The sequence below is a fragment of the Shewanella sp. Sh95 genome (genome assembly GCF_001308045.1).
Lineage (GTDB): Bacteria > Pseudomonadota > Gammaproteobacteria > Enterobacterales > Shewanellaceae > Shewanella > Shewanella xiamenensis.
In genome coordinates this window covers 1-18,842 of record NZ_LGYY01000116.1, presented here as the reverse complement: position 1 = coordinate 18,842, position 18,842 = coordinate 1, and the positions used below count along the sequence as shown (strand labels likewise).

The window sequence follows — 18,842 nt, the reverse complement described above, 5'->3', positions numbered from 1 at the left end:
CACGACTAAGTCGGCGATGTAACTGAGATTTTCTATGGCATTGACGATAAGCTTGTCAGAGAAAACCGATAGTCAAAAACGCCGCAATGTTTGAGCGTGTGTAAGTGCGTTAAGGTGATTGATTTTTAGTGGTTTTGATAGGTTTTATCGGGTGAGGTAATGACTCAGGTTAATCCCTTTCCTGAGTCATTTTTAGCCTAAATAGGATGAGTTTTATTCATGATAACAAACGTAAACACGCCTTAAACTGCGGCAGAATGTTGTTTGGTGTCATCGTCTAGCTCGGCAACTGCCTTCGTTTCAGAGTCTGGTAATAACTCATGAACTACATGGTCGACAAAACCCGCACCCGCCGCTTCGTATAGGTTGTAAACGCTATGCACACCAGAACTTCTGAGTGATGCAGCATCCTCACCATATTGTACGATTGCACTTAGTTTACCTTGATAATTCAGCTTTTTAAGTTGCTCAACGGCGAAGAGATTTCCCGCATGATGCGGCATTGCTAGCAGCACTAATTCAAGATTGGGCGCTTTATCAAGCTTCTCCCAAAAGTCGGTATCGGAAGCATCCCCTTGCACTACATTACGGCCTTTAGCGCGGTGTAAATCGACCAGGTCTTGCTTATGCTCAATCCCGAGGATCTCACCGTCGAACCGGGCACGCAGTTCATCGTAGGCTCCACTACCAATACGCCCCATCCCTAGGATTAAAAAGCGTGGATTACCAATGGCAATGGGGCGATCTTCTGGGTGCAATGGGCGTTTTTCTAACCTAACGAGTCGCTGTTGGAAGCGTTGGTAAATATTTCCGACCGTAGCATTGAGCGGCGCTGCTAATAAAAAGCTAAAGCTTAAGGCCACGGCAATAATCACCAACCATTGTGACGGTAGCCAGCCTTTGCTGGTGGCGACCGCAGCGACAATCAGACCAAACTCGGAGAAGTTACCTAGGTTAAAGGAACCTAACATCGAGGTGCGAGAACGTAATTTAAAGCGAGTAAGAATATAGACAAACAATAAGATTTTTAGCGGTACTAACAGTACTAATAATGTAGCCAGCACGATATCCGAAATCGTGGGTAAGCCATTGAGACCAATGGTTAAGAAGAAGGCGACAAGAAAGAGTTCTTTAAAATAGAACAATGATTTAGCCAGCTCAGAGGCTTTTTTATGTCCTGCGAGCAAAATACCAATAACCAGTGCGCCGAGATCCGGTTTCAGGCCGAGGGATTCAAATAACCAAGCGCCGACAACCAGTGCCATTACTAATCCAAATAGCACTAATAATTCACCGTGGCCAACACGGTCAAAGGCTTTATAAATCAGTGGTTTTGCCAGTGGCAATAACAATAACGCAAATGCCCACACTGAAGGCACATCGCCCTTAGAAATGGTTAAAAAGAGTACGGCAAAAATATCCTGCATAATCAGGATACCAATAGCAACACGGCCATACAGGGATTGCATATCCCCTTTATCTTCTAAGACCTTTACCGCAAAAACGGTACTGGAGAAGCTTAACGCAAATGCCAGTAAGGTTAACTGCTCAATCCCTAAACTGGTCAGTTGAGATAATCCTAATAACCCTAATATTTTGAGAATAGGGACGAATACTAGGATCGATAGCATCAAATGCACACTCGACCCCGCCCACACTTCAGCCTTAAATAGGCTACGAATATCGAGTTTTAAACCAATCGCAAACAGCAGTAGCGTAACCCCTAAATTGGCGAGTTCTTGCAGCAGTGGCAGGCTTTCTTTTTCAATACCTAATACAAAGAGTACAAAGCCCGCCACTAAGTAGCCGATGAGTGGGGGCAGTCCTATACGGCTAACGAGCATGCCGCAAATAAGGGTGATAATGAGGATAGCTGGTTCCATAATGCTCCAATCTAAAAAGTCCACGATAAACAAGGATTGTATAAGAAATCGATGACAGCGCGATAAAAAAGCGGACTTTTCATGAAAAAAGTCCGCTTTTTGTTGATTTTACGCTAAAACGCCGCAGAGGAGTGTTAGCGTTTAGTCGAGATTATTTCACCAAGTGATCTAAATGAGCTGCAAACTCCTTGGGACCCATAAAGCCGGTTACCCTTAAATCTTCTCGCTGTTCACCTTGCTCGTTAAACATCAATAATGTCGGTAAACCGAGGACATTGTATTTTTCAAGCAGAGCGACATCCACAGCATCACTCTTAGTGACATCCGCTTGCAGCAGCACGATTTTGTTCATTCGCGCTAATACTTCGGCGTCTTTAAAGGTAATGGCTTCAAACTCTTTACAAGCCACACACCAGTCAGCGTAGAGATCCAGCATCACAGGCTTACCAACTGCCGTGGCAGCAGCAATTTCGCGGTCCAAATCTTCAATGGATTTTATCCGTTTAAAGCCATGGGCTTGCTCAGTCGTTGTCGCAGTCGCAACCGGACTGTGGCTAAAGCCAAAGTGACCCATCACGGCTTGGAAGCCATAGGAGAAACTTGCCAGCAGGGTTAAGGTGAGTAGCACTGAGCGTACGGTTTGTTTCCAGTTAAAGGCGCTGAGCTTATTTTGGTGCATCAGGTAACCGGTGAAGCTAATGCCCCAAAGCGACCAAAGCACATCGGAAACCACGCCCGTCCAAATACGGCCAAGCATCACAATCGATACCGCAATCAGCAGGAAGCCAAACACAGTTTTAATGATATTCATCCAAGCGCCAGCGCGAGGCAGTAACTTACCACCCGAGGTGCCGATGATAAGTAGTGGTACGCCCATGCCCATACTCAGCACATACAGCGCGAGGAAGCCTTGTAATAAATCCCCGGTTTGCGCCACATAGACTAAGGCGCCAGAAAGTGGAGCCGTGGTGCAAGGCGAGGCGACCAATCCTGAGATCACTCCCATCAAAAATACGCCAATTAGATTGCCGCCTTTTTGATTGTTGGAAATGGAGTTCATCTTCTCCTGCCAGCTTGAAGGCAGTTTGAGATCGTACAAGCCAAACATGGATAAACTGAGTACAAAGAACAGGATGGCTAATACCACGAGCACAGCGGGATGTTGCAGCGCCGCTTGGTATTTCATCCCCGCAGAGGCGACGACTAAACCTAAAATCGAGTAGGTGATTGCCATACCTTGCACATAGGCCATCGACAGGGTGAAGGCTTTGGCGGTCGACAGTTTTTGCCCTTGACCAACAATAATGCCCGATAAAATCGGATACATGGGGAACACGCAAGGGGTGAGCGCTAAGCCAATCCCTAAGCCGAAAAAGATCACTAAGGTCCAGAGTAAACTGTCGTTAGACAACATCTGGCTTAGGCTATCCTGCTGAGTAATCGGCTTAGAAGGGGCGCTGCTTGCTTTGGCATCTGTGTCAGTGGCGGCAGGCTTGGTATTTTGGCCGCTATCTGTGCTAGAGGCGATTTGTCCATCATTGGCCGCGACGGCCTTTAGGGTCACGTCCCGCTTGGTTGGTGGATAACAGAGTTTACCCTCGGCGCAGCCCATAAAGGTGACGTTTAAGGTGCTGTTTTCATCCGCTTGCTTTAGGCCAACGGGAATGTCGATATAGGTGTAGTAAACCTCTTGTTCACCAAAATACTCATCGTTATGAGGTTTGCCTTTTGGTAGGTCAATGGTGCCCAATTCAGCGCCATTGACACTAAATTTGAGTTTATCGCGGTACATGTAGTAGCCGTCGGCAATCACCCAATTAAGGGTAACCTTATTGCCTTCCTGCTTAAAATCAAAGGCAAAGGCTTGATCAACGGGCATTAACTCAGGTTCGCTTTTTAGAAAACCAAAGTTATTCGCAAAAGCATTGCCACTTAGAGTGAGAGGCGCGAGGAGCAATAATGCAGTAAAGGTAAGGCTAAGTAGTTTTTTCATGGCTGAGTGTTATCTTTTATCCAATCTAAGTAGGCTGGTAGCCCGTGAGTGACGGGTACGGCAATAATTTCAGGCACTTGATAAGGGTGAAGTTTAAGCACAAGCTGCTCTAACTCTGCATAGCGAGTTTGTAAACATTTAATGTGTAAGCTAATTTCTTGCTCTTCACAGATTTTTCCTTCCCATGCATAAACGGAGCGGATGGGCGCCGAAATATGCACGCAAGCCGCGATACGCGCTTCCACTAACGCATGGGCGATGCGATTGGCATGAACGTTGTCTGGACAGCTAGTGCTGACCATTAAATACTGAGGTTGCATAGTGTGGGTATCGTCCCCTAACAATCTTAAACTTCGCTTAAGCCTATTAGGCTAAGCTACTTTACGTGTTTTTATGGTCTCATACATTAACGGCTTAACGAAAGAGTGAGCTAACTATCAGAAGTTTCACCGCTTTAGCGCAGTCTGTGCCCTAATGACTTGAATTAAGACCGGATTGCCCCCATTTAGTTTTCAAACGAGCGAGATAAATCTGAGGTCGGTATGTTTTTAATCCTATTTTTAATCTTTGTGCTGATCCCAGTTGTTGAGCTATCAGTGTTAATCCGCGTGGGCGAAATCCTCGGAACCTGGACCACCATTGGCTTAGTATTATTTACCGCTGTTTTGGGCGTATCCTTAGTGCGTAGCCAAGGGCTGAGTACGCTCATGCAAGTGCAACAAAAACTCGCCCGAGGCGAAGCACCGGGGCAAGAAATTGTCGAAGGCATGATGTTAGCGATGGCGGGGGTGTTGCTGGTTATCCCTGGATTTGTGACTGATTTTATTGGTTTATTGTTGCTCACTCCTTTAACCCGTCGTCCGATAGCAGCCTTAGTGTTTAAACGTATGCAACTGCGAGTGGTGTCGGGTTTACAAGGCGGTATGCACGGCGGTTTTGGTGCGGGTCCCTTTGGCTCTCATTCTGGCTCACAAACAAATCCTTTCGATCAACCTCCCTTTGAGCAAAATAAACATGCCGATGGCAATGTGTACGAAGGCGACTTTGAACATAAGGCCGACCCTAGCGATAAACGTCCTGAAAGCCATCAATTGGCGGATAAAGACGAGAAACCCAAAGATCCAAAGGCGTAATCCGCTTTTCAGCTCGACTTTCTTTCCTCTGTGTAAAGCCTCAAGTTATCGGGGTTAGCCGCTATTCTTCGACATCCCAATATGAAAAGGCCAATCGATGCTGATAAGCAGCATCGATCGGCCACGCCGGGAAGCGTTTAGGGGGAGTGGCGGGCTAGTGTTTCTCGCTCGCCACTGCATTCGGTTTGATGTTAAAGGCCAAGCTGTACATCACTGGCAGCACGATAAGGGTCAGCAGCGACGCAAAACCTAAACCAAAGATGATAGTGATCGCCATGGAGCCGAAAAAGGCGTCGGGGATCAGAGGTATCATCCCGAGCATGGTCGTGATCGCCGCCATCATCACAGGGCGAACGCGGCTGACACAGGAATCGATTAAAGCTAAATAGGCGGCTTTGCCTTCACTGAGTTCGAGGTTTATCTGGTCAACCAATACAATACCGTTTTTAATCACCATGCCCGATAGACTCAGTAGTCCCAGCAGCGCCATAAAGCTAAAGGGCGCGTCGAAAATCAATAATCCCGCCGATACCCCAATCAAGGCCAATGGCACGGTAAACCAAATCACTAACGGCTGGCGTACCGAGTTAAACAGGAACACTGTGATTAAAAACATCGCTAAGTAACCCAGTGGAATTGAACTAAATACCGCAGTTTGGGCTTCGCCCGCCGTTTCATACTCGCCACCCCATTCTAAGTGGTAACCCGCAGGCAAGCTGATAGCTTCGACCTTAGCTTTGACTTTACGTAATACTGAGTCGGCGGTTTCATCGCTACCCAGTTTAGGGTCGGCTAAAACGGCTAACATCCGCATCCGATCGCGACGTTTTACTAAGGGGTTTTCCCATTGAGTATCGAAGCTGCTTACAACTTGCGTTGCTGGCACAAAGGTGCTGTGCTCGCTACTCCAAATTTGCAGTTTCCACAGGCTGTCCGCCTGTAAACGCTCCTCGGCGGGTGCGCGAGCAACGATGGGGAGTAAATGGCTGGTTTCACGGTACAGGCCAATCTGTTTGCCGCTAAAGTTAACTAACAGTGCGTTATCCAGATCCTGTTTACTGATCCCCGTTTCCCTTGCTTGAGCATTTTCTAATTGCGGACGAATTAAAGTCACTTGGTTGCGCCAGTCATGGCGAATACCGTCCATACTCGGCTCCGCATGGAAGATGGCTTCGGCTTGAGCGCCTAGAGCACGCAGTACTTCGGGATCATCACCGTAGAAGCGAGCCTCAATCTTCGCGGCGGGAGAAGGGCCGTTTTCCATATTTTTTAATCTGAACTGTGCCTGAGGGAATCTCTGATTTAAAAAGGTTTCTAGCTCTGGCATATAGACTTTTAAGGAGGCTAAATCTGCCATTTCAATAATGAGCTGCGCATAGGCGGGATAGCCCTTTTCGGGTTGATAGGGCAACACAAACCGCTGCGCACCTTGGCCAATGACCGTTGTTAAGTGTTTTAAGCCACTATGTTGTTCCTCGGCTTGCTTGAGTAACTGCTGCTCAATATCGGCGGTAAAGCGTTCAGTGCCTTTAATATCTGTACCTTCTGGCATCCAAATATCGACAAAAAAGATAGGCGTATTAGATGCTGGGAAGAACACATTCTTGATATGACCAAAGCCAATCACTGCGCTAACGAGCATGGCACCGACTAATAAAATGCTGGCGATTCTAAAACGTAGGGCAAAGGTTAAGCTCGCGCGGTATATGCTAAAAAACCAGCCTTTGTATGGGTCCTGCTCTTCCTCATCTGCGGGGGCATCTTTAAACAGCAAGTGACAGAAGAAAGGTGTCAGGGTGATCGCGGTAATCCAACTGATAAATAAAGAGATCATTAACACTTGGAATAGCGAGCGACAAAACTCCCCCGCGGCATTTTGCGATAAGCCAATCGGCGCGAAGGCGATAATCGCAATCACTGTGGCGCCAAGCAGCGGCCACTGGGTCTGCGTTACAATTTGTTTAGCGGCTTCGAGGCGAGTCTTACCCCGGCGCAGGCCAATCAAAATACCTTCCGTCACCACAATGGCGTTATCGACCAACATACCAAGTGCAATAATCAGGGCGCCGAGGGAGATAAGTTGCAGCTCAATGCCCAGTACTTTCATTACGATAAAAGTCCCGAGAATCGTCAGTAGCAGAATTAAGCCCATCAGTAAGCCTGAGCGCAGGCCCATAAACAGTAGCAGTACGGCAATAACGATGGCGATTGATTCTAATAGGTTGATCAAAAAGCCATTTACTGTGTCATCCACCGCCAGACTTTGGTTATAGACAGTGTCTAAGTTCATCCCAATTGGGCGTTGTGACTCCAACTCGGCAAGGCGCTCGCTAACGCTTTTACCCACTTCGACTACGTTGACGCCACTCGAAAAGGAAATCCCAAGGGAGAGGGCGGCTTCGCCACGGTTGTGATAGAGCACATCTGGGGTTTCATCGTAATCTTTTTCTATATGGGCAATGTCGCCAAGATAGATAAGCTCGGTGCTGCCGGGCGGACTGACGATCAGACGCGCAAGATCCTGCACACTGCTAAATTCGCCCGTGGGATGAATGCGGATCCGATTATCGCCAACCACTAAACTGCCCGCATTAGAAACCACGTTCTGATTGTTAATCAGGCCGTAGATATAGCTTTGATCTAACCCCAGTGCCGAGAGTTTTTGTTGTGATATTTCAATCACTACCTGTTCGGTTACGCTGCCCGCGACAGAGACTTTTTTGACCCCAGGCACCAGTACCAGTTCGCGGCGCAAATAGTCGGCATAGTTGCTTAATTCGCGGTTGCTATAATCAGGCCCTGAGAGATTAAACAAAATGCCGTACACGTCGCCAAAGTCGTCATAGACCTTGGGCGTGCTAGTGCCGGGAGGCAGTTGTCCTGCGGTGTCGTTCACCTTACGACGCACCTCATCCCACACCTGTGGCAGGCTGGTTTTATCGTAGGTTTCTTTGATCTCAATTTGGATCTGCGACAGGCCCGCACTGTTGATTGAGGTCACGTGCTTAACCGCATCGAGTTGCTGCAGTGCATCTTCGAGGGGAAGGGTGACTTCTTCTTCCACTTGCTCGGGTGAGGCCCCCGGATAGGCGGTGATCACTAGGGCTTCTTTAATGGTAAATTCGGGAAATTCTAATTGCCCAAGACCGGTAAAACTCACACCACCGCCCACGAGCAGCAGTAGCACAAACATCCAGCTAATCACTTTGTGGCGGATGGAATACTCAGCAATATTCATGAATTAAACTCCGCGTTGCCAGCGTAGTGGCTTCACTTTCATCCCGTCGGATAATTGGGATACCCCCGCGCTGACAATCAAGTCACCTTTGTTGATGCCGCCTAAGACTTCGATACCTTCGGTGGTGACTCGGCCTAAGGTCACTGCCGTGGGTTTCACTTCGCCCGATTGCGCTTGATAGACCCAGACTTGAACTCGTCCATCCTGATCGCGTTTGTCGATAGCTGTGACTGGCACTATGGCCGACGCGGTTTGATCTGGTGTTTTCACTAAGGCGAGGGTTAACTCAGCGCTCATGCCAGGAAGTAACTGAATATCTTTAGGTTGTGGTAACGAAAACACCACTTCATAGGCCTGAGTACCTGGGGTCACTTGGGTCGAATATTCTTTGAATTTCGCATCAAACTCCATGCCTGCTAATGCGCTAAAACGTACCTTAGCGGTAAAGTTTTGCTGCTGAATATAGTTGTTTAGGCTCGCCGCCATCGCTTCGGGGACTTGAATGCTGACATCAAGCAAACTGTTGTTTTGCAGCGTTAAAATCCCTTGGTTGGCCTGTACGATTTGGTGATTATCCACTAAACGTTTGGCCACAGTGCCACTAAAGGGAGCGATAAGCTTGGTATAACTTAACTGGTCACGGGCGGCGGCTAAGGCGGCTTTGGCCGATTTAAGTTGCGCTTGGGCGCTATCAAACTCAGCTTGAGAGATTAATTTGCGTTTGAGGAGTTCGGTTTTACGCTGAAAATCCGCCTCTAAGAGTTCATGATCCGCTTCGCGGGTCATTAAATTGTTATAGGCATCCCTGTCATCGAGTTTAGCCAACAGGCTACCTTGACGGATCTGTTGTCCTTCCACTAATGCGAGATCCGTCAGTTCGCCGGAAATTCTAAAGGATAATTCAGCGCGGCTATTAGCACTGACGCGCGCCGGAAACGTCCTTAAATTTCCCCCTTCGAGTTGCTCAACTTCAAAGAGTTTTACTGGACGAATGGCACTCGCCTGTACCGAGCTTTCCGCTGGAGTGCAAGCTGTGAGCAGGGCTGGCAATAACGCCGCCAAGGGAATAAGTCGATAAGCTTTCATGGTGGAGAGTCCTCAATAACAATTTATCAGCATTTCAGGGGCGCGAAGATATCAGCTAAAGTTGTTGCAATAAACGGGATACTTTGGGATTATCAATCCCACATAATGAGATTGATATTAAGTTAAAAATGAAGACAGAGGACCTCGCGTTATTTCACCGAATCGCTGAAACCGGCAGTTTGATTGAAGCGGCGGATTTGCTTAACTTACCAAAATCGACCGTGAGTCGGCGTTTACAGGCATTGGAAGATGAGCTGAATATCAAGCTATTCCACCGACAGAGCCGCTCGATGACGCTGACCTCGGCGGGAAGCCATTTTTACCAACGTTCACAGAATATCTTGGCGCAGCTCGATGAAACTCTGTTTGAGATGACTAACGAAGATGCTGAGATCAGTGGCCATCTCCGCATTCAAATGTTTCCTATCCACAGTATGAATGTGTTGATGCAAGCCATTTTCCGTTTTATGGATCTGCATCCCAAGCTCACGGTTGAAGTGATTAGTAGCGCAGAATCTGTTGATATGGTTAAGAATAATCTCGATGTAGCCTTTGTGGTCGAACCCGCATTAGATACCTTAGATTTAGTGGTGCGACCGATATTCACCACGGATTTGCGTTTTTATGCCAGTCCCCAATACCTAGTGCAACATGGTATGCCGCAGACTCCACAGGAGATTGAGTCCCATAATGTGGCCTTATTTAGGCTCTCAAATGGCAAGATCTTTAATGAGTTATGGATTGGTGCCGAACAGGAAGTTCGGGTTCGGGGAAATTTCTGCTCCAACAGTGTTGAAGTGGCGGTAGAGTTTGCCCTGCAAGGGCGCGGCATTGTGTATGCGCCTGCGGAAGTGGTGGCTGATTTTGTGGCTTCAGGGCAGCTAATTACCCTGTTGCCCGAGATAGAGTCCCATCCCGGCAAATGCTATTTGGCTTATCCATCAAGACGTTATGTGAGCTTAGCCAGCAGACGCTTTATCGACTTTATTATTAAAGAACTGGCGCCGAAAGGTGTACCAACTAATCTCAGCACGCAAAGTGTGCGCCGAGTTTGTAAGGCATCGGAGGAGCCCTTCCCACCCAATGATGTGCGTTTTAGCCTAAAAAGCACAGCCTAAATCGCGTCGGCGGTCGTGACCTTGGTCGGCTCGCAAATCCGCTGCGCTAAGTAATAACAGGCAATCCCCATCAAGAGGTTGGTGATGGGGAGCGCGAGTAATAAGCCTTTTACGCCATCAATATAAGATCCCAGCGCCGCCAGTGGCAGCATCAATAGCACTAAGCGGCACAGGTTAATCACTAACGAACTCATCGGCCTATGGTACGCATTAAGCGCCGTGGCAAAGATAATCACAATTCCCAGCGGGCCATAGGCGCAGGGCAGCACCAGAATATAAAAACTTAACCACTCTAGCACCTGCGGATCGGTACTAAATAAATTCGCGAGTGGCTGGGCCAAAAACGCCAATGGAATATAGAGTAAGGTTTGGAATACAAAGATAAATTTAAGCGATAGCAGCAAAGCCTGCTTCGCCCTTTGGGGTTGGCCAGCACCGAGATTTTGCGCGATAAACGGCATCAGGCTCGATGATAATGCCATCACCACAATCAACAGCACCGATTCTAAGCGTGTGCCTGCACCAAACGCTGCTACGGCGCTGTGATCGATATGGGCCAGCATCGCCATAATCACCGCATTGGCGAGCGGATTGATTAAATTCATCAATGCCGCAGGCTGGGCAATATGGGCAAGTTTACTCCAGTTGGCACGCATTCTATCGATATCAAATACCGCCCGCTCAAGCATTCGCCGCTTGATGATCAGCAAATAACCCGAGAGCGACAACGCGACAAGCCATGAGAACAGGGTGGCAATCGCTGCGCCTTGGATCTCTAAACGCGGAAAAGGCCCAATACCGAAGATAAGCAAAGGATCGAGGATTAAGTTAATCAGCGCCGCCAGCATCATAATCATCGCTGGTGAGCGAGTGTCGCCCGTGGAGCGTAAGCCTTGGTTGCCCACCATCAATAACACCAACAGCGGCGCGCCCACATACCAATACATCATATAGTCATGAATGAGTGGCAAGCTGGTTTCATTGGCGCCAAGTAAACTAAACAGTGGCTCGATAAAAATACTACCTAGAGCGGATAAACTGGCGATAAGGATAAAGGTCAGCAGCAGCGCATCGTGCAAAAATACCTTAGCTCGTGGCGCATTACCCGAGCCAATCAGCCTGCCAAGGTTAGTGGAAACGCCTGCACCAATCCCAATAGCAATGCTGGAAATAATTAACGTTACTGGAAAGGTAAAACTGATTGCAGCTAAAGGCTCTGTCCCTAATTGGCTGATAAAAAAAGTGTCAGCGAGGCTAAAACCTAGAATGGTCATAATGCCAATCAAGTTAGGGAGGCTCATGTTGAGCAGTACACGACCAATTGGCGCGCTAAGCAGCCCGTGTCTGTCTTTCATGGGGAAAATAGTGCCTTGTTTGCGAGCGGAGGCGAGATTCTAGCAGGATTGTGCCCGCTTGAAAAAACCGACATCAAAAATTTGAATTTTTTTTTGTAAAGGCACTTGGATCTGGCAGGGGTTAACCCCATATCACACACATCAAAGGGGAAGGCGGAAATGCCTCCTCTTTTTCATCACAAAATCGCCTCGATTGTTGGGCATTAAATCATTAGGAGAGTTCATAGATGAATATTCGTCCATTACATGACCGCGTAATCGTTAAGCGTTTAGAAGTTGAATCAACTTCTGCGGGTGGCATTGTATTAACAGGCAGCGCCGCCGAAAAATCGACTCGCGGGGAAGTCCTTGCAGTAGGTAATGGCCGTATTTTAGAAAACGGCACTGTAAGACCTCTGGATGTGAAAGTGGGTGATGTAGTGATCTTCAATGAAGGTTACGGTGTTAAGAAAGAAAAAATCGACGGTCAAGAAGTCTTGATCCTGTCGGAAGCTGACCTGATGGCCATCGTAGGTTAATCCACGACATCAATTCGACATTCCAATTAATCATTAAAAATGTAAAGGATATTCAATTATGGCAGCTAAAGAAGTTGTATTTGGTAACGACGCACGCGTAAAAATGCTGGCTGGTGTAAACATTCTGGCTAACGCAGTTAAAGTGACCTTAGGCCCTAAAGGCCGTAACGTAGTATTAGACAAGAGCTTTGGCTCACCACTGATCACTAAAGACGGTGTGTCTGTTGCAAAAGAAATCGAATTAGAAGACAAATTCGAAAACATGGGCGCGCAAATGGTGAAAGAAGTTGCTTCTAAAGCCAACGACGCCGCCGGTGACGGTACCACTACTGCAACTGTTCTGGCACAAGCCATTGTCACTGAAGGCTTAAAAGCCGTTGCAGCGGGTATGAACCCAATGGACTTAAAGCGCGGTATCGATAAAGCCGTGATTGCCGCCGTTGCTGAACTGAAAAACCTTTCTCAAGATTGCGCTGACTCAAAAGCGATCGCTCAAGTAGGTACTATCTCTGCAAACTCTGACGAGTCAATCGGCCAAATCATTGCCACTGCAATGGAAAAAGTCGGTAAAGAAGGTGTGATCACCGTTGAAGAAGGCCAAGCACTGGAAAACGAACTGGACGTAGTAGAAGGTATGCAGTTCGACCGTGGTTACCTGTCTCCATACTTCATCAACAAGCCAGAAACCGGCAGCGTTGAATTAGATCACCCATTCGTACTGTTAGTCGACAAGAAAATCTCTAACATCCGCGAACTGTTACCAATCCTTGAAGGTCTGGCAAAAACCGGTAAGCCATTACTGATCGTTGCCGAAGATGTTGAAGGCGAAGCCTTAGCAACGCTCGTTGTTAACAACATGCGCGGTATCGTGAAAGTGGCAGCGGTTAAAGCCCCAGGCTTTGGTGACCGTCGTAAAGCCATGCTGCAAGACGTAGCGATTTTAACTGGCGGTACTGTAATCGCTGAAGAAATCGGCCTAGAGCTTGAAAAAGCAACCCTAGAAGATTTAGGTACTGCTAAGCGTGTTGTGATCACTAAAGACAACACCACCATTATCGATGGTAACGGCGAACAAGCGCAAATCGAAGCGCGCGTAAGCCAAATCAAGCAACAAATCGAAGAATCAACTTCAGACTACGACAAAGAAAAACTGCAAGAGCGTATGGCTAAATTAGCTGGCGGTGTTGCGGTAATTAAAGTCGGTGCAGCGACCGAAGTTGAAATGAAAGAGAAAAAAGCTCGCGTAGAAGACGCACTGCACGCAACTCGTGCTGCGGTTGAAGAAGGTGTGGTGCCTGGCGGCGGTGTAGCTCTGGTACGTGTAGCTTCTAAGATTGCTGACGTTGAAGTAGCTAACGAAGACCAAAAACACGGTGTGGTTATCGCCCTACGTGCAATGGAAGCGCCACTGCGTCAAATCGCGACTAACGCAGGTGAAGAAGCCTCTGTTGTGGCTAACAACGTGAAAAACGGCAGCGGTAACTACGGTTACAACGCGGGCAACGACACCTACGGTGACATGTTAGAAATGGGTATCCTTGACCCAACTAAAGTGACCCGTAGCGCACTACAATTCGCAGCGTCTATCGCAGGTCTGATGATCACCACCGAAGCAATGGTAGCTGAACTGCCAAAAGCTGATGCGCCAGATATGGGCGGTATGGGTGGGATGGGCGGAATGGGCGGCATGATGTAGTGCGACGAGAGTCGAGCAGGTGTAGCTAGCCTGACTGGAACTACCTTTGGCATTCCACAAAAATTGTGGAAATAACGCCGGGGGGCATGTTGAATATCAACGAGCCCCCTTTTAATCCAGTAGAAATAGTTGTTTCACCCGTTATCCGGGTTGCCAAAACCCGGATAATAGACTATAAAGTCTATCTTCTAGGTATTGGCCAAGACCAATACCCAGTTATGATGTTGAGATAGATGCATTCGATACTCTGCCAAAGATTTGAGAAAAGCATCTATCCTATTTACTGTCCGAGGTCTTCATCTCGGCTTTATATAACAGGGCATATGGGAAATCCTGTGTCTCTCGCCAAAGCGATATTCACTCTGAAGAAGTCACAAATACGTGAATTTTTCAGGGATAACTATTGAGCAGCTATAGCACCTGCCGGTGTGAAGCTGTGTCTGATGATTGTTCGGCTTCCTTCAGTGAAGTAGCGAACCTGTTGTGCAACCAGCAGTAGCCTAGGGATAGTGCGCCACCAGTAATGGTGGGGTGTGAAGCTTCCTGACAATGTATTCCCCATTCATTGGGTTTGGTTTTACCGTGAGGTATACCAAAGATTTCGCCAGTAGCAGGCGGATGAGAGACTAGGCTGGATCATATGGTCAACTTATGTGAACTACTAACAAGCACCGTCAACCGCAAAAAGCGCAAGCTACTGACGCGCTTTAACCAAAATGGTGCAAGGCTGGTTATCTCTCTTACATCTGGAGATACGTTGCCACACAGCCTTCGGTGTATTGGTAGGACCTAAGTGATTCGTGTCATCGGCATGGAACTCGGCAACCCCATCCCTTCGCCCTACATAATTAATGTTATGAGGGCAGATGACCCGTAAGGGAAATTGTTGAAGGTGTGGGTGTAGGAGGTTGGAAAAAGCGAATGCCTTTCTGTAATGGAGAGGATAGGGGGTTAAATGTTCCTCTGTCGGAAACGAAGCCCACGTCCAACTGGTCTTTAATCGTGTGAAAGCTTGTAAAGCGCTCACGCATAGTAACTAAAGGGCAAAATTTTATATTTTGCCCGACCCCTGATGGGAGCAGAAGAACTCTCCCGTCAGGGGAGATCTATCTGCTTTTCGATCTGGGAGTTGTTGTTAACTATCAAGGAGAAAAGCAAGATGAGTACAGCATTAGTTGTACCTGCGTTCTCCCACCCAGCGAACAGCTGGCACACCATTGATTGGTATGCCGTTGAACGTCAGGTGCGAGAGCTACAAGTACGGATCGCGAAGGCGACTAAGCAACAACAATGGCGCAAGGTTAAGGCTTTGCAACGAATGTTGGTGCGCTCGTTTGCTGGCAAAGTTATGGCAGTCAAACGAGTAACTGAGAACCGAGGCAAAAGGACGCCCGGTGTCGATGGGGAGTTATGGAGTACACCTGAATCTAAGTGGCAGGCGGTATTTCGATTGAAACGGCAAGGCTACAAACCAAAACCGTTAAGGCGGATATACATTCCTAAAGCTAACGGTAAACGTCGGCCTTTAGGAATTCCAACCATGCTCGACAGGGCTATGCAGGCACTATACCTGCTAGCTTTGGAGCCTGTGTCGGAAACGACTGCTGATCGAAATAGCTATGGATTTCGCCCTATGCGTTCAACCCACGATGCGATTGAACAATGTTTTGTCAATCTGAGTCGTAAAAACTCCTCGGAGTGGGTGCTCGAAGGTGATATCAAGGGGTGCTTCGATAACATCAGCCATGACTGGTTACTTGCCAATATACCTTTGGACAAACAAGTGCTCAGTAGATGGTTGAAAGCAGGTTTTATGGAGTCCGGTAGGTTAAACCCAACCGATGCGGGAACGCCTCAAGGAGGAATTATTTCTCCTGTATTGGCCAATATGGCACTTGATGGATTGGAAGCGGTGCTTGAATCCCATTTTGGGAGGAAGAACACTAAAGCCAGTTACAAGACCAAGGTCAATTATGTGCGCTATGCGGATGACTTCATTATTACTGGCATCTCGGAAGAGCTGTTGGTCAACGAAGTCAAACCTGTCGTAGAAGCCTTTATGGCTGAGCGCGGGTTAATGCTGTCGCCAGAAAAAACGGTGATAACGCATATTGATGAAGGGTTTGATTTTCTGGGGCAAAACGTACGTAAATACAATGGCAAATTGCTGATAAAGCCGAGCCGTAAGAACTTGCGTAACGTGCTCCAGAAGGTTCGCGATATTGTTAAAAGTAATAAGACGGTAAAGGTGGTAACGCTGATAAGCCTGCTTAATCCTGTCCTTCGAGGATGGGCTAACTACCATAGTCACATTGTGGCGAAGGAGACTTTTAACTACGTGGATTATCGGGTTTGGAAACTACTCTGGCAGTGGTGCCGTAGACGACATCAAAATCGTCAAAAACGCTGGATTAAAGCTAAATACTTTAAAACAGCAGGTCCACGAAATTGGGTGTTTTCAGGTATGACAGTCGATGGCTTCACTAAACGGCTGGTATACACCAATGATACTGCGATAAAGCGACACACTAAGATCAAAGGAGAGGCGAATCCTTATGACTTAGCATTTGAGGAATACTTTGAGCAGCGCCTAGAGCGAGCTTGGCGTGACTCAATGCAAGGTCAAAGGAGGCTGCTAATTCTTTGGCTTAGACAACAGAAATGTTGTCCTATTTGCCGTCACAAGATCACCAAAGAAACAGGGTGGAATGTCCATCATATTGTGGAAAGGGTGAAAGGTGGCAGTGATGAAATGGATAACTTAGTGTTGTTGCACCCTAATTGTCATCGGCAATTGCATTCAGCCAATTGCCATGAAAAGAGTACTGACATATAGTTTCTGCTTAATACTTAAAAAGGATATATAGATGAGTACCATCAAGAGACACAAGGAAGATATGGAAGGAAAAGAAGCTATTGCATTACGGCTGGCTATTACTGAAGAGTTGTTGGAGTCGTGTGAACATCATGGTACGTATTATGATGCTTGTGCTACTGACCTTGAATCTGTCATAGAAAAGGTTCAAGACGGCTTTCAAAATAATAGCCACCTTAACTCTAGTTTCAGCTCGTTTGATGAGTTCAAAGAAGTTTTAGAAAGTATTTATCATGAACATTCTGGGTCTGATAAATGTGAACTTTGTTCAGAGCGTGGTCTTTAGTTTAACGTCGCTGGTCTTTACTTATAGGTATAGACTTATAAAGGCTTGAGCCGTATGCGGGGAAACTCGCACGTACGGTTCTTAGGGGGCGGCGGCCGTGGTAACACGCCGTTGCTACCCGACATTTTTGCTGGTTTAAATCGGTGATTACGGCGTTGCTGCTCGCTCACATACAAACAACGTATGCTACGCTCACAGCGCCTTGTACTAACACGATTTATCCCGCGCAAAAATAACTTAAACATCAGCGGTCTTTAGCTTAATCGCTTAAAACCCAAATTCTTGTAAGAGAAAAATGAAAACCCCGACTCGGGTAACTGAGTCGGGGTTTTGTTTTTGGACTGGTAATTGGGGGAAGCGGCGTTTTTCAAGCTAGGTGTACTTACCTACACTTTTTGGGTTTTTAGCACTGAAAATTGCTTTTAAAGTGTAACATTGTACACTTTTAGTGGGTTTGTCATTATCAACAATCAAAAAGTGTACGTATATACACTTTTTGATTGAATGAGACTGTTATTAAGGCTAAGGTGTAGGAAGTTACACTTTTGGAGACGATAATGGCATCACCGCTAAATCAACAATCCCTCGGCTTGTTAATTAAAGAACGCAGGAAAAGTGCTGCTCTTACTCAAGACGTGGCGGCCATGCTGTGCGGCGTAACCAAAAAAACGCTGATCCGAGTTGAAAAGGGTGAGGATGTTTATATCTCAACCGTATTCAAAATCCTTGATGGTCTGGGGATTGATATCGTTTCGGCTCAAACCAGCAATACCGAAACTAACGGCTGGTATTAACCTATGAGTACAGCTAAAACGCTTACGCTAGAGATGCACCTCGGTGATTTAATGATCGGGGAATTATCCTTTGATGCCACGACCGACACCTTTGCGGTGTATTACACCAAAGATTGGCAGCAAAGTGGATTTCCACTTTCACCGACTAGTGTGATCGCTAGCAAAACTTGCTAGACATTGCGGCCTAATGGCCGAGGTGAATCAAAGTCGTGGGGCTTCACCCCCTGATTTTTTAATAAAGAGTCGACCAAGGAGGACTGCTCGTCCTATCCTCCTTGCCTATTGTTTTCACATCAGCCAAGACGCCCCCAACGGAGTTGAAAACCCCTTGGGCATTTGGGTTCTTATGCTATCGCGTCAGACGCTCGTCCCTGATTCGACTGACGCTATCTCGGCATCTGATAGGCAGGATGCCTGAATGTCGTGAAGTGCATGGAGCACGTGAACGACCATGCCTCGCTCACGCAACGAACGCAAATGCCCTGCGGCAACTCCGAGGGGAGTGTGAACTTCTGTAGCCTTGGTGCCGGCTGTTAAACCCAAAAGAGTTATGGATGTCCCATCTTTGCTTTTTTTGGTGAGTTTAAAGTTACTTAAGGTGCGAATTTAAAACGGCTCTGATACCTTTCATTTATTGTTTATAATAGATGCTGGACACTGAAGAATCCCCTGATGATTTACAAATAAATCATCAAATTAGGGTGGAAGCGCATCTTGTTGCATGATCAAATGGTTTCGCCAAAAACTACACTTGGACAACAAGATGCGCGAAGCCAATATCCTACAACATTCTTTACACCAATACTGCCCAGAACTTCACCTAAAACGATTAAACAGCTTGATGCTGGCCTCTAAGGCACTGATTGA

General features: G+C 47.1%; 13 protein-coding genes and 1 pseudogene. 8 read left to right on the top strand and 6 right to left on the bottom strand.

Translation table 11 applies throughout. The annotated features are described in order from the left end of the window. Nucleotides 1–242 precede the first annotated feature (242 nt). The 3 genes from AEA42_RS08755 to cutA all read right to left on the bottom strand — a co-directional run bounded on the left by AEA42_RS08755 (nt 243) and on the right by cutA (nt 4,196). Nucleotides 243–1,883, bottom strand: a complete 1,641-nt coding sequence (locus tag AEA42_RS08755) for a cation:proton antiporter family protein (protein WP_055647536.1) — start codon at nt 1,881–1,883, stop codon at nt 243–245. A gap of 151 nt (nt 1,884–2,034) precedes the next feature. Further along, nucleotides 2,035–3,876 carry a protein-disulfide reductase DsbD gene (locus AEA42_RS08750; protein ID WP_055647535.1) on the bottom strand — a complete coding sequence of 614 codons (1,842 nt, stop codon included), beginning with the start codon at nt 3,874–3,876 and terminating at the stop codon, nt 2,035–2,037. Further along, on the bottom strand, nt 3,873–4,196 hold the full coding sequence (cutA, locus tag AEA42_RS08745; RefSeq protein ID WP_055647534.1) for a divalent-cation tolerance protein CutA: 324 nt from the start codon (nt 4,194–4,196) through the stop codon (nt 3,873–3,875). The genes AEA42_RS08750 and cutA overlap by 4 nt, the downstream gene beginning before the upstream one ends. 222 nt (nt 4,197–4,418) lie before the next feature. Between cutA and AEA42_RS08740 the strand changes: the two genes are divergently transcribed. Beyond that, on the top strand, nt 4,419–5,009 hold the full coding sequence (locus AEA42_RS08740) for an FxsA family protein (RefSeq protein WP_055647533.1): 591 nt from the start codon (nt 4,419–4,421) through the stop codon (nt 5,007–5,009). A gap of 154 nt (nt 5,010–5,163) precedes the next feature. Here AEA42_RS08740 and AEA42_RS08735 read toward each other — a convergent pair whose 3' ends face one another. Together AEA42_RS08735 and AEA42_RS08730 are read right to left on the bottom strand one after the other, a co-directional pair. Then, nucleotides 5,164–8,247, bottom strand: coding sequence for an efflux RND transporter permease subunit (locus AEA42_RS08735; protein WP_055647532.1), 3,084 nt, complete (start codon nt 8,245–8,247; stop codon nt 5,164–5,166). Nucleotides 8,248–8,250: 3 nt separating this feature from the next. Then, a complete protein-coding gene (locus AEA42_RS08730) occupies nt 8,251–9,333 on the bottom strand; it encodes an efflux RND transporter periplasmic adaptor subunit (protein ID WP_055647531.1) in 1,083 nt (360 codons plus the stop codon). A gap of 128 nt (nt 9,334–9,461) precedes the next feature. Between AEA42_RS08730 and AEA42_RS08725 the strand changes: the two genes are divergently transcribed. Then, complete coding sequence (locus tag AEA42_RS08725; protein WP_055647530.1) at nt 9,462–10,451, top strand: LysR family transcriptional regulator; 990 nt, start codon at nt 9,462–9,464, stop codon at nt 10,449–10,451. Here AEA42_RS08725 and AEA42_RS08720 read toward each other — a convergent pair. Next, nucleotides 10,448–11,806, bottom strand: coding sequence for an MATE family efflux transporter (locus AEA42_RS08720; RefSeq protein WP_037414232.1), 1,359 nt, complete (start codon nt 11,804–11,806; stop codon nt 10,448–10,450). The two genes, AEA42_RS08725 and AEA42_RS08720, sit on opposite strands and share 4 nt — an antisense overlap. A 227-nt stretch (nt 11,807–12,033) precedes the next feature. On the opposite strand from AEA42_RS08720, the gene AEA42_RS08715 reads away from it, so the two are divergent. From AEA42_RS08715 to AEA42_RS22235, 6 genes and pseudogenes are all read left to right on the top strand, one after another. Then, on the top strand, nt 12,034–12,324 hold the full coding sequence (locus AEA42_RS08715) for a co-chaperone GroES (RefSeq protein ID WP_011071021.1): 291 nt from the start codon (nt 12,034–12,036) through the stop codon (nt 12,322–12,324). Between the two features lie 58 nt (nt 12,325–12,382). Beyond that, nucleotides 12,383–14,020, top strand: coding sequence for a chaperonin GroEL (groL, locus tag AEA42_RS08710; protein WP_037414230.1), 1,638 nt, complete (start codon nt 12,383–12,385; stop codon nt 14,018–14,020). 1,159 nt (nt 14,021–15,179) lie between these two features. Further along, on the top strand, nt 15,180–16,856 hold the full coding sequence (gene ltrA, locus AEA42_RS08705; RefSeq protein WP_055647529.1) for a group II intron reverse transcriptase/maturase: 1,677 nt from the start codon (nt 15,180–15,182) through the stop codon (nt 16,854–16,856). A gap of 31 nt (nt 16,857–16,887) precedes the next feature. Then, nucleotides 16,888–17,181: a hypothetical protein gene (locus tag AEA42_RS08700; RefSeq protein ID WP_055647528.1), complete on the top strand. Its 294-nt coding sequence runs from the start codon at nt 16,888–16,890 to the stop codon at nt 17,179–17,181. 557 nt (nt 17,182–17,738) lie between these two features. Beyond that, nucleotides 17,739–17,975: a type II toxin-antitoxin system antitoxin HipB gene (gene hipB, locus AEA42_RS08695; protein WP_047539109.1), complete on the top strand. Its 237-nt coding sequence runs from the start codon at nt 17,739–17,741 to the stop codon at nt 17,973–17,975. Nucleotides 17,976–17,978: 3 nt separating this feature from the next. Further along, a pseudogene (locus AEA42_RS22235) lies at nt 17,979–18,122 on the top strand (type II toxin-antitoxin system HipA family toxin); the annotation flags it as partial. Nucleotides 18,123–18,842: the final 720 nt, after the last annotated feature.